The sequence below is a fragment of the Collinsella sp. CLA-ER-H8 genome, from assembly GCF_040092335.1.
Taxonomy (GTDB): domain Bacteria; phylum Actinomycetota; class Coriobacteriia; order Coriobacteriales; family Coriobacteriaceae; genus Collinsella.
On sequence record NZ_JBBNLU010000007.1, the window covers coordinates 113,571 to 131,291 of the forward strand.

Genomic DNA, 17,721 nt, shown 5'->3' on the forward strand with positions numbered 1-17,721 from the left:
AATAGAAAAAGCTAAGATATCTTAAGAGACATATGCTGGGGTTGGTATTCCTTGAACGACCGCGGGCATGTGCCAGACCGCCTCGGCCCCCGGGGAGCGCCCGGGCAGGTCGCCGTGTGACTGGGGAGGAAATTATGCAGGAGCTCAGAGAGATGACGTCTCGACTCGTGAATATTGCTACCGGGGGGTGTCTAAGCAGGGAACTTCCTGGTGAACACCGGCCGCGCGAGCGGTGGTCCGTCATGTCTTATGGCCGTCGTCGTGGGCTGCGCCCGGTCTCGCCATATGTGATTGTTTTGGCCCTCGCCGTCGCGCTGACGGCGAGTATCTTCCTGCCGACCCGTGCGGAAGCGGCGTTTTCGGACCACACGGTTACGACGATTTCGCCTTCGGGGACAACAATCAACCTGTTTGATTACTGGGTGAATCCCGATAACCATCTGTCGGTTTCCGGCAACGGCGGCGTCAACGCAAACCACCGGTTCCAGTTTAACGACGGCCAGGGTGGTGAGTCGCTCAACCATTGGACGGGCAACACGAACCCGCAGCCCGGCATTGTCAACAACACGCTTTTAGACGGCTATCCGCAGCTTTCCAAAACCTGGGGCGGCGAGTCCCTCTGCTACCTGTTCGATTCCTCTGCCCAGATCGGCAAGACGTCCCATTTTGGCGTGACGGGCCTCCTCAAGGTTCAGAACGGCTACTACGTCTATGACAGCTCCAAAAACTACGCAGCCTACAACGCTGACAAGAATGCCTTCGACATCTATGACACCTGGGGCATTGACAAAGTGGGCGATTCGTCCCACCAGGGTCAGTTCTTCCCGTTCGACGCGGCAGACAAGGTGCTCAAAGAGGAAAACGGCCGGCTCGTCCAAACCGGCATCAAGGCAGACAACACCGGTGATTCGCGCTACAACGACGGCCGCCCCGTCAACCACCACTTCGGCCTCTCAATGTCCACGCGATTCGTGCAGCCTGCTGGCGGCAAGACGAACGCGGGCGACGACATGGTGTTCGAGTTCGCCGGCGATGATGACGTCTGGGTGTTCATCGACGATGTCCTCGTGGGTGATATCGGCGGTATTCACAACCGCGCGAGTCTGAGCATCAACTTTTGTACGGGCGACATTAAGGTGAACGGTAATAACGACGGCACACTGAAGAACAAGTACCAGAAGGCGAATAAGGACACTTCGGGCTTCAACGGCAACACCTTCGCTGAAGGCACCAACCACACCCTCAAGTTCTTCTACCTGGAGCGCGGCGCCACCGACTCCAACATGGAGCTCAAGTTCAACCTCGTGACGGTGCCCGAGTCCGACATCATCAAGTTCGACCAGGACGGCAAGTTCGTACAGGGTGCCGAGTTCAAGCTCTATAAGACCGACAAGGACTTCAAGACCGTGGGCGAGCTCATCGGCTCCGGTACCACGGACGAGGCCGGCCACCTAACGCTCACGAACGACGTGGACAACGGCGTCATCAACTTCGACGATCTCTACAACAAGGATCACGACAACAACAAGTACTACCTCCTGAAGGAGACGCGCGTACCCGAGGGATACCGCTCGAGTCTCGCGGCGACGGGTGGTAGCATGCAGCTCGAGTACGTGCCCGCGAGCGCTGAGAACGGCGCGGGCGGCGTCATCATCAACCGCGGCGGTATGGACGCGGGCAGCGTCGTGTGGAAGACCGGTGCGTTCGCCGCCGCGAAGGAGACCATCACCGCGCCGTCGACCGTGTACAAGGCAAATAATGACCTGACGAAGTCCGACAAGACCGTCAATCTGGACTCCGGCATACTGTTCGCTGTGGTGCTCAAGCGCGACAAAAGCGCAGGCACAGGTATCAAAGATCCGAGCAATTGGTACGCCGTGTCGGGCGACCCATCGACGGGAGCGGGATACACCCTCGCCAAGGAGCCGGGCATGACCGGTGCTATCGAGGCGGCGAAGAAGGACCTGCACGCCTTCACGCTCAACACAAGCGGCCAGTACCAGGTAGAGATTCAAAATCTGCCCGGTGACATCTCCAAGTACTACTACCTGCTGAGCGGTGATGCCCGCAAGGATGCCGAGTACACGGTGGCCATCTACCACACAACGGCGAGCTCGATCGGCGACGCGACGCCTGAGAACACAGTCCACGTGTACAGCGACGACATCGCAGACGGCACGAACTTCAAGCGGCAGTTCGCCACGCGCCTGCTCGTCACGAACATCCAGAATCGCCTGTTCGTGCAGAAGACCGATACCGAGGGTAAGCCCGTTGACGGGGCGAAGTTCGGCCTTTACAAGTCCACCCAGGTGACTACGGATGCGAACGGCAAGGCCGTGCTCGATGGCGACCAGGCCCCCTACGACACCCTGACGACGAGGTCGGTCGCCAACCCGGTCAAGCTCGAAGGGGCGGGCGTATTCCCGTCTACGAGCGACAGTAGCGAGCCGCTCGTGAAGGGTACCTACTTCCTGAAGGAGGTCTCGGCGCCCAATGGCTTCCTGCTTAATGACAGGCTCATCAAGGTGATTGTGGACGATTACGGCGTCCACGCCGATGCTGGTACAGTTGATGACGGCGTTTCGACGTTCGTGGGCGTGGGCTCGCTCATGAAGAGCCTGGGCCAGTTTGGCGCAGAGGTCGACATTGACAACACGCTCACGTGGATCAAGGGCCAGCGCCAGACGTCCGACGGGACGCTCGACGGCAACGGCAACCTTTCCTGGAACAATGACGCCAAGGGCGGCGAGAATGAGGTACATCTTAAGTACGGCGCCAATGGACGTGTCTACCAGTATGGGCCCACCAAGAAGGACGAACCTTACCGCCTGGAGACCGAGACGGGCTGGATACGTATGGGCATCACGCAGGACGTGTCTGGTGACACTAATGCGAAGGGCGCCCGCGTCGACCTGGGCGACATGAATCTGAACGCCCTGTTTACGGGCGCCACCTGCGTGCGCGTGGCGAACGAACGCGAGGCGAGCCTCGAGGTGATGAAGAAGGTCATGGTGCCAGCGGGCCTGACGGGAAAACCGGACGCGGGGTTCACCTTCAAGTTCACCGTGCCCACGACGGCGGGGAAGACGTACAAGGCCGCGGTGTTTGAGAACGCGGGGACCGCAAGCGAGAAGCAGGTCGGCAAAATGTTCGACCTCGAGAACGGCCGCGAGCAGACCATCACGGCCGACCAGACGATCCGCGTGTACGGTCTCGCCGAGGGTGACCAGTACGCGGTGCAGGAGCTGACCGGCGCAGACAAGATGCCCGCGGGCTATAAGCTGACCGGCCGCAAGCAGGGTGACAAGAATCTGACTGAAGAAGGCGATAGCATCTCGGGCAGGATTGCCCCGCAGAATTCCGACGGCACGGTGGCCAAAGACAACAAGCTGGTGTTCACCAACAGCTACAGCGTGAAGTCTTCGGTGACGCTCACAGGCATCAAGGCGAAGAAGAAGTTCACCGGCCGTGAGTGGACTAGCGCCGACAGCTTCGAGCTTTGCCTGCGCGCCGCCGATGGAACGCCGATGCCTGATGGTGCCACGGCAGCGCCCGTGGCCGGCATGAAGCAGGTCGAGAAGACCGTTACGAGCGCCGAAGAATTTAGCTTCGGAGAGATTAAGTATGAGAAGCCTGGCAAGTACACCTACTACATTGCCGAGACTACGCCCGCCAAGAGCGATCCCAGTTGGCTGGGCGGTGTCAGCTACTCCAGCGCCGAATACAAAGTGACCGTAACGGTGAAGGATGACGGCAAGGGAAATCTGACCGAGCCAGTCGTCAAAATGGAGCAGATCTATAAGGATGATGGCACCGCCACATCTCAGGTGATCGACGATCAGATTGCGGTGATCACGAACACGTACCGCCCGAAGGAGACCTCGGTAACGCTCAAGGCGACGAAGCGCTTCACGGGCGGTGAGCTCGCGGGGAGTGACTTCACGTTCCAGCTGCTCGACAAGGACGGCAGCGTGGTCCAGACTGTCCAAAACGAGAAGGACGGCAAGGTCGCCTTTGCAGCCATCGACTACGCTACGCCGGGCGACCACGACTACACCATCAAGGAGGTGAAGGGCGCCGACTCGACCGTCGTCTACGACGCGAAGGGCGTGAAGGTCCACGTCAAGGTCACCGACGAAAAGGGCGAGCTGAAGGCGACCGTCACCTACGACGGTGAGAAGGCCGTGCCGACCTTCACCAACACGAAGCCGACGGCGGACGTCACCGTTGAGGCCACGAAAGTTCTCGCGGGCAAGGACCTGACGGCCGATGCGTTCACCTTCGGCTTGTACGACCAGGACGGCAATGAGGACGCTCGCGGCACCAACGATAAGAATGGCAAGGTCAAGCTGACCGTCAAGGGCCTGAACCTGGGCGAGTACGACTACACGCTCAAGGAGGTCGCTGGCAGCGATTCGACCATCACCTACGATTCCACGGAGGTGAGGGTTCACGTCTCGGTGAAGGCGGAGGGCGACAAGGCGAAGGCGACCGTCACTTACGACGGCAAGAACGATATCCCGACCTTCAAGAACACGTATCAGCCCGCCGAGACCTCGGTGACGCTCGCGGCGAAGAAGGCCTATGTGAAGTCCGACAGCACGCCGGCTGCGCTCAAGGGCGGCGAGTTCGCCTTCGACCTGTACGAGGGCGATCTGACGGCCGAGCAGCTGAAGGGCAAGCAACCCATCCGGAGCGCCAAGAACGGCGAGGACGGCACCGTCACCTTCCCGGCCATCAACTACACCAAGGCCGGCGAGTACAAGTACACCATCGTGGAGAAGAAGGGCGACCTGTCCCACGTGACCTTCGACGACGCGGTGCACCATGCCGCGGTGAAGGTCATGGACAAAGCTGGCAAGCTGGACGCCGCCGTTGCCTACGATGGTGACAAGGCCGATGCCCCCACCTTCACGAACACCTACACCGCAAAGGGATCCGTGGAGCTGACGGCGACCAAGGTCGTTGCGGTCGCGCCGGGCTTCACGCACGACACCAAGCTGAAGGGCGGCGAATACACGTTCGAGCTGAAGGACGCCGACGGCAAGGTGCTCGACACCGCGAAGAACGAGGCCGATGGCACGGTGAAGTTCACGCGCGACTTCGAGCTCGCCGACCTGGGCGGCGCCGCGAGCAAGGACTTCGCCTACACCATCGCGGAGAAGCCGGGCGCGGAGGCCGGCATGGTCTATGACAACCATACCCTCACCTATACGGTGACGGTCACAGACGATGGCGCCGGTACGCTGACGGCCACACCGCAGGTAACGAGTGGAGACAAGACCTTCACGAACACGTACCGCCCGAAGGAGACCTCGGTAACGCTCAAGGCGACGAAGCGCTTCACGGGTGGCGAGCTCGCAGGGGGCGACTTCACGTTCCAGCTGCTCGACAAGGATGGCAACGTGATCCAGACCGTCCAGAATGACAAGGACGGCAAGGTCGCCTTCCAGGCAATCAGCTACGACACGCCGGGCGATCACGACTACACCATCAAGGAGGTTGCCGGCAACGACCCGACCGTCGTGTACGACACGAAGGACGTGAAGGTCCACATCAAGGTCTCCGATGAGAAGGGCGAGCTAAAGGCGACCGCCACCTACGACGGCGAGGCCGACGTTCCGACCTTCACCAACTCGAAGCCGACGACGGACGTTACCGTCGAGGCGACGAAGATCCTCACGGGCAAGGACCTGACGGCCGACGCGTTCACCTTCGGCCTGTACGACCAGGCCGGCAACGAGGTCGCCAAGGGCACCAACGACCGGGGCGGCAAGGTCGAGCTGGCCGTCAAGAACCTGAACCTGGGCGAGTACGACTACACGCTCAAGGAGGAGAAAGCCGGCCAGACCGTCGACGGCGTGGCCTACGACGCCAAGGAAGTCAAGGTCCACGTCAAGGTAGAGCAGAACCAGGGCGACAACAACAAGACGAAGGTGACCGTCACCTATGACGGTGCCGCTACGGCTCCCACCTTCAACAACACCTACGACGCAAAGGGCTCCGTAATCCTGACGGCGACCAAGACCATCAAGGTTGCGGACGGCTTCGACCACACGACGAAGCCCGCGGACGGCGAGTTCACCTTCGACCTGAAGGACGCTGCCGGCAACGTGCTCGACACCGCGAAGAACGATGCAAACGGCAAGGTCAGCTTCACGCGCGAGTTCCAGCTCTCCGACTTGGACGGCGCCGCGAGCAAGGACTTCACCTACACCATCGTGGAGCAGCCGGGCGCGGAGCCGGGCATGGTCTATGACAGCCATCCCCTCACCTATACGGTGACGGTCACGGACGGCGGGAACGGAGCACTGAATGCGAAGGCGATCGTGACGAGCGCATCCGGCTCGGATACCTTCACTAACACCTACCAGCCGGCCGCGACCGGCCTGGCCCTCGGTGCGCAGAAGAGCTATGTGAAGAAGGACGACAACACGCCGATCGTCCCCAAGTGGGGCGAGTTCACCTTCGATGTGTACGAGGGCAACCTGACGGCTGAGCAGCTTGCCGGGGCCAAGCCCGTCCGGACCGCGACCAACGGCGCGGACGGAAGTGTTAACTTCGACGCCTTCTCCTACGCGAAGCCGGGCACGCACGAGTACACCATCGTGGAGCGGAAGGGTGATCTGGCCTACGTGACCTACGACGCCGCGGTGCACCATGCCGTGGTGACGGTTGCGGACAATGCCGGCACGCTGCAGGCGAGCGTCGCCTACGACGGCACGAATGTCACGAAGCCCAGCTTCACCAACACCTACGAGGCACAGGCGACGGACTCCGGCGCGATCGCCCTCACCAAGAGCGTTGACGTGCACGACGGCAGCTATCAGCTAAAGGCGGGAGACTTCGCCTTCGAGCTGGTGGGGTCTGACGGCTCGGTGATCCAGACCCAGAAGAACGATGCGCACGGCAAGGTTGTCTTCGACAAGCTGACCTTCGACCATGCGGGCACCTTTACCTACACGGTCCGCGAGGTGCAGCCGACGGGGGACGCGCCGGGCGTGTCGGGCGTGACCTACACCGGCAAGACGTACACCCTGACCTACGTGGTGAAGGACAACAACGACGGCAAGCTGGCGGTAGAGAGCTCCACGGCGAAGCCGAGCAAGGGCACCGAGAACGGCGTCACCCCCAACACCATGACGTTTGCGAACAGCTACCAGCCGGGCGCGACCTCCTACCAGATCTCCGGCATCAAGGTGCTTGAGAATACCGATTCGGCCACCATGCGGACGCCCGCCGATGGCGAGTTCACGTTCGCGCTGATTGACGCGGCCACCGGGCAGGAGATTGACCGGACCACGAACGCGGGTATCGCGTTTACCTTCAAGGCCATCTCGTACACTGCGACTGGTTCGCATACGTACCAGGTGAAGGAGGTTGCGGGCCAAGATGGCACCATCACTTACAGCGATGCGGTGTTGGATGTGACGGTGAGCGTGACCGACGACGGCAGCGGCCAGCTGACCGCGACGGCGAACAAGACGGCCGCGGATCTGACCTTCACCAACACCTACACGCCGACGGCAACGACGGCGACGATTACCGGAACGAAGGCCCTGACCGGCCGCGACCTGGCCGAGGGCGAGTTTTCCTTCGACCTGAAGGACGCCGCCGGCAACGTGGTCCAGACGGTGCAGAACGGCGTCGACGGCACGTTCGGCTTCGCGCCGCTGCAGCTGGACAAGGTGGGGACGTACGTCTACACCGTGTCCGAGCGGGCAGGGGCGACGGCGAACGGCGTCACCTACGACACGACGGTCTTTACCGCGACGGTGACGGTGACGGAGAATGCGGAGACGCACGCGCTGGAGGCGCAGGTTGCCTACAGCAAGGGCGGCAAGGCTGCGGATGCGGTGGCGTTCAGCAACAGTTACGCGCCGGCCGCGACTGAGGTGAAGCTGGGGGCCTCCAAGGTGCTGAGCGGCGAGGACCTGAAGGAAGGGCAGTTCTCCTTCCAGCTGAAGGATGCCGACGGCAAGGTGCTGCAGACCGCAAAGAACGCGGCGGACGGCACGGTGGGCTTCGAGGCGATCTCGTACGACAAGCCCGGAACGTACGCCTACAGCATCTCCGAGGTGGACGACGGTCAGAAGAACGTGACGTACGACGCGGCCGAGCACCGGGTAACGGTGACGGTGACGGACGACGGTGCGGGCCATCTGGTGGCGACGGTAACCTATGACGGCGCCGTGGCGCCGGTGTTCAAGAACACGTACACGCCGCCGACCACCCCGCCGACGGAGCCGCCCACCAATCCGCCGAGCAAGTCACCGGTGCCGAAGGAGGAGAAGCCGGGTCTGCCGTATACGGGCGATACCAGCTTGTCGCCGATGGCCCTGGGTGGCATCGCGGGCGGCGCGGTGGTGCTGATCGCCGCAGGCGTTATCCTGCGGCGCCGGAACCGGTAGCTATGGCGGCCGAGAAGGGCTTTGATTGAGGGCGGGTGGTCGCAGGGCGCGGCCGCTCGCCCTTTTTGGTGAAAGGCTATGTTAACCCGCCGTTTGCACGTCCGGCTCCAGATGGAACTCGTACTCCGGCTCCATCATCTTCTTCCGGATCTTTTCGTAGCGCCCGTCGTCGAGCTGCTCGCGCATGAGCGACGTCCTGTCCCCGACGCGTGCGGCCTCGCGCAGCCATCTGAACCACATCAGGCAGCTGTGGAGCCTGCGGGTCGATACGCCCTTGAACCTCTCGAGGAAGTGGCCGAGCGAACCCTGCGCTTCAGCATCCTCTGGACCGTGTCCCGCTCGTACCCGGTGAGCCTGCCGTGGGTCCTCGGGACCGCCCTCGCGGCGCCCTTCCCGCCCTTTCCGGACATGGCGTCCTCCGATCTCCCGGGGCCGGCCGATCCGGCCCTCAGGGTATCGGATTCCCAAATTTATCCGTATATGTGCGGATGAATGCGGGAGGCGTTCGGATGAAGTTGTATTCAAGGAAAGAGACTGACCCTTTGTCGCATTCCGTGCGGGTTATATGCAGGTATGCCTGCGCACGCTATCATGTATGGGTTAGACCGCAACTATGTACCTCATACGCGAAGGGATGCGCATGTATCTGAAGATCGACATGTTCTAGCTGGGCTTACCCCCGCAGTGGCGCCGCGCGCCCCATCAACTCTGCCGATTTTCGCCTTCACGCACATAAAGGAGTCCCGCCATGCGCGACAAGCTCGAAAAGATCATTAAGGCCTACGAGGAGCTCGAGAAGAAGCTTTCCGACCCGGCCGTCGCCTCCGACATCAAGGAGTTCACGCGTCTCAACAAGGAGTACGCACACCAGTCCGACCTCATCGCTGCCTCGCGCGAGTACATCGGCGCGCTCGATGACATCGAGGCCGCCAAGGAGATGCTCCGCGACACCAGCGATGCGGACGAGAAGGAGATGCTCCAGATGGACATCTCCGAGAACGAGGAAAAGCTTCCCCAGCTCGAGGAAGACATCAAGTACATGCTCATCCCGAGTGACCCCAACGACGACAAGAACACCATCGTCGAGATTCGCTCCGCCGCCGGTGGCGACGAGGCGGCCATCTTCGCCGGCGACCTGTACAAGATGTATCAGCGCTTTTGCGAGTCGCGCGGCTGGAAGACTACCGTGCTCGATTCCAGCCCCAGCGAGGCCGGCGGCTTTAAGTCCATTGAGTTCAAGGTCGAGGGCGACCGCGTCTACTCCGTTATGAAGTACGAGTCCGGCGTGCACCGTGTCCAGCGCGTCCCCAAGACCGAGTCCCAGGGCCGCATCCAGACTTCAACGGCTACCGTCGCCGTGCTTCCCGAGGCCGAGGAAATCGACGTCCAGATCAACCAGTCTGACCTGCGCATCGACACCTACTGCGCCTCCGGCCCTGGCGGTCAGTGCGTTAACACCACCTACTCCGCCGTGCGCATCACCCACCTGCCCACCAACACCGTGGTGCAGTCGCAGGAGCAGCGTTCCCAGATCCAGAACCGCGAGGTCTGCATGCAGATGCTGCGCGCCCGTCTGTACGAGATGGAACTCGAGAAGCAGCAGGCCGAGCTCGGTGCCGAGCGCCAGAGCCAGATCGGCCACGGCAACCGTTCCGAGAAGATCCGTACTTACAACCAGCCCCAGGACCGCGTGACCGATCACCGTATCGGCTTCAACTCCACCTACAACGGCGTCCTTCTGGGCGATCAGCTCGGCACCGTGATCGAGGCACTCGCCGCCGCCGAGCGTGCCGAGAAGCTGGCACAAGCAGTTTAAGTTACGGCGTTTTACCAAACGCCGTAACGGCTCGACGCTGCAAACGCCCCTAAGCGGCAATCTGACGTTCAATCGTCGGTCGCGTACCGAAGTACGCTTCCCTCCTCTTTCACGTCACCTTGCTCGCTTAGGGACGTTTTCGCTGACTTATGCTCAACCTGCGGGATTTCCAAGGTAGTCATTGGGGACGTTCTTAAATGACTAGGTTGGGTAAATTACTTTTCGAGTTTATTTAATCTGCTTTGTTAGAAATTAAGCTGCCTACCTGCTCAAAGTAATTAACAGCCTTCATCTGCTATTGATAATATTGCTCGAAAAATCGTCCAAGAAGTCGCGGGGCGATTTTTGATGTGTCGCGCGTCAAGTGATTTGGCAAGTTCTTGGTTAGATATTGGTCAGTTTTGGGCGACCTTGCCAAAAGCTTGACGAATGCAGATTTAGACGTCGACGAATGAACATTTCAGGCAGGTTCCAAGCAAAAATCTGGGCTGATTCTCGATAATCGCCTTCAATCGCCCCTTGCCAAGCGCTAGCCTCGCTTACAATCTGCTCCGACATTCGCGCGCCGTCCGGCGCTTAAGAGGGGAGGGCCCCATGGCAAACGAGATTTGGACCATCAAGCGTTGTCTCGAGTGGACCAAGGAGTACCTGGCCGAGCGCGGCGAGGAGCACCCCCGTCTTTCTGCCGAGTGGCTGCTCTGCGCTGCCACGGGTTTGGCACGCATCGACTTATATATGCGCATGGACGAGACGCTTAACGCGGCTCAGCTCGAGACCATGCACGCGGCCGTTGTTCGTCGCGCTAAAGGTGAACCGCTGCAGTACATCACCGGCAGCACGCAGTTTCGCATGATCGACGTCACGTGCGCCCCCGGCGTGCTCATTCCGCGTCCCGAGACCGAGATGCTCGTCGAGGAAGTCCTCAATTATCTGGATGCCGAGGTGCTGAGCCCCGAGGCTGCTGCCCGTCAGCGTGTTGAGCTGCCTTGGAACGATGAGGTCGAGGAGGCACGCAAGGCTGAGGCCGCGCTGGCAGACGAACGCGCGACCGCCGAGCGCCGTGCCGCCAACCTGACGGCCGCCGATGAGGCTGCGCTGGGTAGCGACGTGCTCGGCAGCCGTGCCTATGCCGAGGAGCTGGCCGACCGCGAGGCCGAGGAAGCCGCCGCGCAGGCAGCAGAAGCCGAAGTCGCGGAAGCCGCCGAGTCCGAGCTCGACGAATACGGCATCGCCATCGAGGGTGCCGACCAGGAGACGGCTTCAGCTCAGGATGCCGCTTCGCCTGCCCCAGCCGAGCCCCGCATCGCCCGCGTTCTCGAGGTCGGCTGCGGCACGGGCTGCATCTCGCTCTCCCTTGCCTGGGAGCGCCGCGGCCACGTTACCTGCACCGCCACCGATATCGAGCCGCGCGCTATCGATCTGGCCACCAAAAACCGCGACGCGCTCGGTCTCACATCCGATGAGGTTGCCTTTAGCCTCACCAACCTGGTGAGTTCCATTCCCCGCGAAGAGTGGGGCACCTTTGACGTGCTCGTCTCCAACCCACCTTACATCCCGACCGGCGTCATGCGCTCGCTGCCGCACGAGGTCAAGGACTTTGAGCCCGATCTGGCGCTCGAGGGCGGTGCCGACGGCCTCGATATCTTCCGCCGCCTGCTCAACGCGGCGCCCTACATGTTGCGCGCCGGTGGCCTGTTTGCCTGCGAGCTCTACGAGGGCGCCCTCGATGCCGCGGCCGAGCTCTGTCGTCAAGCGGGTCTGTCGGACGTGCGCATCGTCCACGACCTCACCGATCGTCCCCGTATCGTCCGAGCCATCGTCACCGAGCCCAAACAGCGCCAGTAATATTCATTAACTGGTTAGCAAAAATTATAAAGTAGTTTATAATTAGGACGGCTGAAAGAGGCCGGCCCATGCAACCTCCTACCTTTCGGGAAATCATTGCCCTACTCAAGCACGATGGATTCGTGAAGGTCGCGCAAGTCGGTAGTCATGCTAAGTATGTTTCTGGTGACCGTGTTGTCACCGTGAACGGCTCTGGTGGTGATCGACCAAAGAAGGGCACGTGGGCAAGTATTCGTCGCCAAGCTGGATGGTAGTTGGAGGCAAAATGAGGCAGCGATTTACCTATGACTGCGTTCTCATAAAAGAAGACGACGGTTACTGCGCCAGCTTCCCGCAGATTCCCGGCGCCTTTGCCGATGGCGATACGCGCGAAGAAGCGATTGCCCATGCCACCGAGGCGCTGATGGCGTTTTTGGCCGACGACCTCAACAACGGTTTGACTCCGGCAGGGTACGAACACTCGGCCGAGGTCGTGGCCCTTTCAGTCGAAATCGACCACGAGGACGCTCGGGAAGCGGCGTGCCGAACATTTAAAGACGCAGCGCTGGACCTCAAAGTCTCCGCTCCGCGGATTACCGCTCTGGTCAAAGCCGGAAAGCTCGATGTTGAACTCGTCGACGGCCGTCGGATGATAACGATAGACAGCATCGAGCGCTACGCCGCCCAAAAACGCCACGCCGGCAGGCCAAAGAAGTTCGTCGCAGTTCAATAACCCCCTCACTTTCACCGACTACTAAAGCCGCTCACCAAACCAACATGCGCTCTGGGCAAATAGGTTGAATGTTTCGTGCGAGAATGCCCTTCAGTAAACAAACTTTCACCAGGGCGTAAGGGGCTGGCATACACATGCAGACGGTCTATCGGGTATACGAGGGAACGCGCGAGCCGCATCGGCTCGCCGTCGAGCGCACGGCCGAGGTGCTCGGCCGCGGCGGCCTGGCCTTGATCCCGACCGAGACCGTCTACGGTGTCGCCGTGGCAGTCAACGCCTTCTCGGACGCCGTGCCCCAAGATACAAGCGAATCCTTGTTGTGGCCGCGCGATCCGCATGCCACCGTTAACGGCGCCGCGGTCCCCGCGCTTGGTACTGGCTACCGCCGCATCTTTACCCTCAAGCAGCGCAAGCTCACCCAAACGGTCGCCTGGCTGGTCGATGGCGTCGAGGCGCTCGACCGCTATGGCGTGGATATCCCGGAAGATGCCCGCGTACTTGCGCGACGATGCTGGCCGGGAGCCCTGACTATCGTGGTCAAGGCGGCTCCCTGCGTGCCGACCTTTATGCGTGCTGCCGACGACACCGTGGCCCTGCGCGCTTCGGCTTCTCCCGTGGTCCAAGCGCTCATCCGCGCCTGCGGCAGTCCCCTTGCCTGCACGAGCGCCAACACACACGGCGCGCCCTCGCCGGCAAGCTTTGCCGCCGTCGAAGGTCGCATCCTGGAGGGGGTCGATGTTGCCGTCGACGCCGGCGAGACCCCGTGTCGCGACGCCTCGACCATCGTGTCGTTCCAGCACGGCGGGCTCCAGATCCTGCGCCAAGGCGCACTTCCCGCATCAGAGATCGAACGGGTCCTGTCCGACCCGATGCAATAGAAAGGTGTAAGCGATGTCGTTGAATCTGGGCAGCCTGGGCATGGAAGATGCCTCGTTTAACTTTGGCGGTTCCTACATCATGGCGCTCGACTGCGGCACCACCTCGGTACTTGCGACCATCGTCGACGAGTACGGCTGCATCGTCGCGCAGGCACGTCGTAGCGTCAAAACCGGCTTCCCGCGTCCCGGTTGGATAGAGCAAGACCCCATGGAGGTGCTTGCCAGCCAGATCGGCGTGATGATGGAGGTCCAGTTTAAGAGCGGCATCCATTCTGACCGCATCGCCGCCATCGGTATCTCCAACCAGCGCGAGACCACGGTGGTGTGGGACCGCATAAGCGGCCAACCCATCTATAACGCCATCGTGTGGCAATGCCGTCGCACCGCACCTCTGATCGACGAGCTGGTCGAGCGGGGCGCAGAAGAGCTGGTGCGCTCCCGCACGGGACTCACGCTCGACCCGTATTTCTCGGCCTCCAAGGTGCAGTGGATTCTCGACAACGTCGACGGTGCGCGTGAGAGCGCGGCGGCGGGCGACCTCATGTTCGGCACCATCGACACCTGGCTCATCTACAACCTCACCGGCAGTCAGGTCTTTGCCACCGACTACACCAATGCCAGCCGCACGGCACTCTTTAATATCCATACGCTCGATTGGGACGACGACCTGCTGGCGCTCTTTGACGTTCCACGTTCCATGATGCCCGAGGTTCGTTGGAGCTCGGGCGACTACGGCCGCGTCGCGAGCGATATCATGACCAACATGCCACCCATCATGGGCGTGGCGGGCGACCAGCAGGCGTCGCTGTTCGGCCACTGCTGCTTCCATCCCGGCCAGACCAAAAACACCTATGGCACGGGTTGCTTTATGCTCATGAACACCGGCGACGAGGTCGTCGAATCCAAGAACGGTCTGGTCTCCACGATCGGTATCGCCGCGGACGGCAAGATCAGCTATGCACTCGAGGGCTCCATCTTTGCTGCCGGTTCCACCATGAACTGGCTTCGCAACAACATGGGCATCATCTCGAGTGTGAGCGAGTCCGCGCAACTCGCCGCTTCGATCAACGACAACGAGGGCTGCTACTTCGTCCCCGCCTTCGCTGGCCTGGGCGCTCCCTGGTGGGACCCGCGTGCCCGCGGTATCGTGTGCGGCCTGACCGGTGCCTCGAGTCGCGCGACCATTGTGCGTGCGGCCTGCGAGTCCATGGCCTACCAGAGTTATGACGTGCTGCGCGCCATGGAGCAGGACGTGGGACTTTCGATTGAGCGCCTGTCCGTCGATGGCGGCGCCTCACGCAACGAGTTCATCATGCAATTCCAGGCCGACCTGCTGGATATCCCCGTGCTGCAATGCGAGACGGTGGAGACCACGGCAATCGGTGCCGCGTACTTGGCGGGTCTTGCCGTCGGCTATTGGGAAGACCTTGAAGAGCTGGAGCAAAATGCCCAGATCGTTAGGACCTTCCTTCCCCATATGTCCGCCGAGCGTCGCGAGCAAAACCTTGCGGGCTGGCGTGATGCAGTCAAGCGCTCGCTCAGTACCGCACAGTAGGGCTGCGATGGGCTGCTCGATACAACAAACCGCTAAACTTATGCACGGCGCGCGGCAACAACATCGCCATGCGCCTTGTCAGCAAGGCCATCTTCCGGCCGCAACGAAAGGGGCAATCAACCCATGACCGTCACCTACGATACGTCCCGTGTGACCCTTGTCGATCACCCGCTCGTCCAGCATAAGCTGTCGATTCTGCGCGACAAAAACACCGGCACCAACCAGTTCCGCCAGCTCGTGCGCGAACTCGCACTTTTTGACGGCTACGAGGCCATGCGCGACCTGCCCATGGAAGACGTCGAGGTCGAGACCCCCATCACCACCGCAACGTTTAAGCAGCTCGCCGGCAAAAAGCTCGCCATCGTTCCCATTCTGCGTGCAGGCCTTGGCATGGTCGATGGCATCCTCGACTTGGTACCCTCCGCTCGCGTGGGCCACATCGGTATGGAGCGCGACGAGGTTACCCACGAGCCGCACGAGTATTACTGCAAGATGCCCAAGGATATCGACCAGCGCATCTGCCTGGTCGTCGACCCCATGCTCGCCACGGGCGGTTCGGCCGAGATGGCCATCAGCTACCTGCGCGAGCGCGGTGTCAAGGACATCCGCATGCTGTGCATCGTCGCGGCCCCCGAGGGCCTCAAGTCGCTGACTGAGAAGGACCCCGATGTGCATATCTATACCTGCGCCATCGACGACCATCTCAACGAAGCTGCCTACATCGTTCCCGGCTTGGGCGACGCCGGCGACCGCATCTACGGCACGCTGTAATCTCTGGGCCATACCGGCTAACGTCGAAAATACGAAGAAATGGTGCGCGCGGTCGAACAAAAGACGACCGCGCGCACTCCTGTTAACGGACGTTTTGCCCCGCAGGGTTCGAGAAAAACGTATTACCGTACCTGCGGCATAAAGAAGGTCTTAAGAAAACGAACAGGTGCGTATTAACCGATGCTTTTTCGGTTGTACTTTAGCGATTGGCTCGTACAATAGTCACCAATGTTTGGCGGGAACTGTCCTGTGAGGCGATAAAAAAGGAAAGTGAGGACGCCAGTGTTTCAGATAGCCGATCTGCTCGCTATCGTTGCAGGTGCCATCGCGGGCGCGATTGCCTTCCTTCCCTTTGTCTTTACGCTCAAGCCGGTTCTTGACGATAAGCAGAATGCGGACATGCTCAAGGGTATGGTGAGTCTGGCGGTCTCGGCAATCGCTCTGCTCGTCTTTACCTTGGTTGTGTTTGTGTTGTTCGGAGAGGCATTTCGCATGTTCCTCCTGGGCGAGGCGATCGGCTTCGTGGCCTTTATGGCCGCCTGCGCGGTTCGCGTCGCCAAGGCGCTACGAGATCCTCATGAGGTCGAAAGGTAAGTCGTGGAAATTTTTGAAAAGCTGCCTGATGAGATTAATCATCTGGTCAGCGAGTTCAGCTCCACCCCTGTCGTGGGCGATCTGAGCTGCGGCATCACGCAGTACTCGTTTTGGCTGATCGTCTCCACGATCGTGCTCCTGATCGTCCTGGCCGTGTTCAAGAAGAAGCAGACCCTGGTCCCCAAGGGCTTCTTCGTCAACGGTTTCGAGTACATCATCGAGTACGTCGAGAACGATATCGGCAAGGGCGTCGTGGGTGAGAACTGGAAGAAGCACTTCCCGTTCCTGTGCTCGCTTTTCCTGTTCATCCTGATCAATAACATGATCGGCCTGATCCCGGGAATGAAGCCCGGCACCGGTGCAATCGGCTCCACCGCCGCGCTCGCCATCTTCGCCTTCGTGTACTTCATCTACTACGGATGCAAGGCTCACGGCGTGATCGGCTACATCAAGAGCCTCGCTCCGCAGGGCGTGAGCTTCCCGATGAACGTGCTCGTGTGGGTCGTCGAGCTTTTCTCGACCTTCCTGCGCCTCATCACGCTCGCCGTCCGTCTGTTCTGCAACATGTTCGCAGGACACGTGGTCATGGGCTCGTTCGCCATCATGGCGAGCATGTTCATGCAGCCGCTGCTTCAGCAGGTTTCCGCGGCCCACGCCGTCGGCGCCCTGCCTTCGCTGGCCTGGCTTGCCATTCTCATCCTGATCTATGCGATCGAGCTTGTGGTCGGCGCCATCCAGGCTTACGTCTTCACGGTCCTTACCGCCGTGTATGTCTCCGAGGCAGAGGAGGTCGCGGAGGAGGAGTAGTCTTCCGTTCGCGCCTTAAAGGTAAGGCAATTCGTTAAACCGCCGGTGCCCGTACCCATGGAGCCCGGCAGTTATAAAAAGGTTATCCTGCGTGAAATAAGACACGCACGACAAAGGAGGAATCGTGGGAGTTATCGGTTACGGTCTCGGTGTTATCGGCGCTGGTCTTGCTATCGGCCTGTCTGCTCTGGGTGCTACGGGTGCTATGGCCCGTCAGCCTGAGGTCCAGGGCCGCGTGTTCACCGTCTTCATCATGGGCTCCGCTTTCGGCGAGGCTCTGGCTCTGATCGGCTTCGTTGTCGCGCTGATCGTTAAATAGCACGGAGCGTCAA

Annotated in this window: 11 protein-coding genes; 10 read left to right on the forward strand and 1 reads right to left on the reverse strand. The window is 60.9% G+C overall.

Annotated features, from left to right (window positions below):
* Positions 1 to 242: 242 nt before the first annotated feature.
* A complete protein-coding gene (locus tag AAAX72_RS06285; RefSeq protein WP_349129604.1) occupies positions 243 to 8,411 on the forward strand; it encodes an FctA domain-containing protein in 8,169 nt (2,722 codons plus the stop codon).
* An 81-nt stretch (positions 8,412 to 8,492) separates the two neighbouring features.
* Here the strand turns inward: AAAX72_RS06285 and AAAX72_RS06290 are convergent, their stop codons facing one another.
* The gene (locus AAAX72_RS06290; RefSeq protein WP_158567811.1) at positions 8,493 to 8,651 is read right to left on the reverse strand and encodes a hypothetical protein; all 159 of its coding nucleotides are present in this window, start codon (positions 8,649 to 8,651) and stop codon (positions 8,493 to 8,495) included.
* 508 nt (positions 8,652 to 9,159) lie between these two features.
* Between AAAX72_RS06290 and prfA the strand changes: the two genes are divergently transcribed.
* The 9 genes from prfA to AAAX72_RS06335 all read left to right on the forward strand — a co-directional run bounded on the left by prfA (position 9,160) and on the right by AAAX72_RS06335 (position 17,708).
* On the forward strand, positions 9,160 to 10,227 hold the full coding sequence (gene prfA / locus AAAX72_RS06295; RefSeq protein ID WP_138113479.1) for a peptide chain release factor 1: 1,068 nt from the start codon (positions 9,160 to 9,162) through the stop codon (positions 10,225 to 10,227).
* Positions 10,228 to 10,821: 594 nt separating this feature from the next.
* Positions 10,822 to 12,072 (forward strand): HemK/PrmC family methyltransferase, encoded by a 1,251-nt coding sequence (locus AAAX72_RS06300; RefSeq protein WP_349129607.1) that lies wholly within the window; start codon positions 10,822 to 10,824, stop codon positions 12,070 to 12,072.
* Positions 12,073 to 12,292: 220 nt separating this feature from the next.
* Entirely contained in the window at positions 12,293 to 12,784 is a 492-nt protein-coding gene (locus AAAX72_RS06305) for a type II toxin-antitoxin system HicB family antitoxin (RefSeq protein ID WP_349129608.1), read from the forward strand.
* A gap of 134 nt (positions 12,785 to 12,918) precedes the next feature.
* The gene (locus AAAX72_RS06310) at positions 12,919 to 13,662 is read left to right on the forward strand and encodes an L-threonylcarbamoyladenylate synthase (RefSeq protein WP_349129610.1); all 744 of its coding nucleotides are present in this window, start codon (positions 12,919 to 12,921) and stop codon (positions 13,660 to 13,662) included.
* 13 nt (positions 13,663 to 13,675) lie between these two features.
* Complete coding sequence (gene glpK, locus AAAX72_RS06315; RefSeq protein ID WP_349129611.1) at positions 13,676 to 15,217, forward strand: glycerol kinase GlpK; 1,542 nt, start codon at positions 13,676 to 13,678, stop codon at positions 15,215 to 15,217.
* Between the two features lie 123 nt (positions 15,218 to 15,340).
* Positions 15,341 to 15,988, forward strand: coding sequence for a uracil phosphoribosyltransferase (gene upp / locus AAAX72_RS06320; protein ID WP_117746943.1), 648 nt, complete (start codon positions 15,341 to 15,343; stop codon positions 15,986 to 15,988).
* Between the two features lie 282 nt (positions 15,989 to 16,270).
* Positions 16,271 to 16,582, forward strand: coding sequence for a hypothetical protein (locus tag AAAX72_RS06325; protein WP_035138788.1), 312 nt, complete (start codon positions 16,271 to 16,273; stop codon positions 16,580 to 16,582).
* A 3-nt stretch (positions 16,583 to 16,585) separates the two neighbouring features.
* Positions 16,586 to 17,389 (forward strand): F0F1 ATP synthase subunit A, encoded by an 804-nt coding sequence (atpB, locus tag AAAX72_RS06330; protein ID WP_022094263.1) that lies wholly within the window; start codon positions 16,586 to 16,588, stop codon positions 17,387 to 17,389.
* Positions 17,390 to 17,513: 124 nt separating this feature from the next.
* A complete protein-coding gene (locus tag AAAX72_RS06335) occupies positions 17,514 to 17,708 on the forward strand; it encodes an ATP synthase subunit C (RefSeq protein WP_022094262.1) in 195 nt (64 codons plus the stop codon).
* The last annotated feature ends 13 nt before the right edge of the window (positions 17,709 to 17,721 follow it).

Excerpts from the sequence above, each read along its gene's own strand:
- AAAX72_RS06285 (WP_349129604.1), top strand. The coding sequence starts at position 243 with ATGTCTTATGGCCGTCGTCGTGGGCTGCGCCCGGTCTCGCCATATGTG.
- AAAX72_RS06290 (WP_158567811.1), bottom strand. The coding sequence starts at position 8,651 with ATGTGGTTCAGATGGCTGCGCGAGGCCGCACGCGTCGGGGACAGGACG.
- prfA (WP_138113479.1), top strand. The coding sequence starts at position 9,160 with ATGCGCGACAAGCTCGAAAAGATCATTAAGGCCTACGAGGAGCTCGAG.
- AAAX72_RS06300 (WP_349129607.1), top strand. The coding sequence starts at position 10,822 with ATGGCAAACGAGATTTGGACCATCAAGCGTTGTCTCGAGTGGACCAAG.
- AAAX72_RS06310 (WP_349129610.1), top strand. The coding sequence starts at position 12,919 with ATGCAGACGGTCTATCGGGTATACGAGGGAACGCGCGAGCCGCATCGG.
- glpK (WP_349129611.1), top strand. The coding sequence starts at position 13,676 with ATGTCGTTGAATCTGGGCAGCCTGGGCATGGAAGATGCCTCGTTTAAC.
- upp (WP_117746943.1), top strand. The coding sequence starts at position 15,341 with ATGACCGTCACCTACGATACGTCCCGTGTGACCCTTGTCGATCACCCG.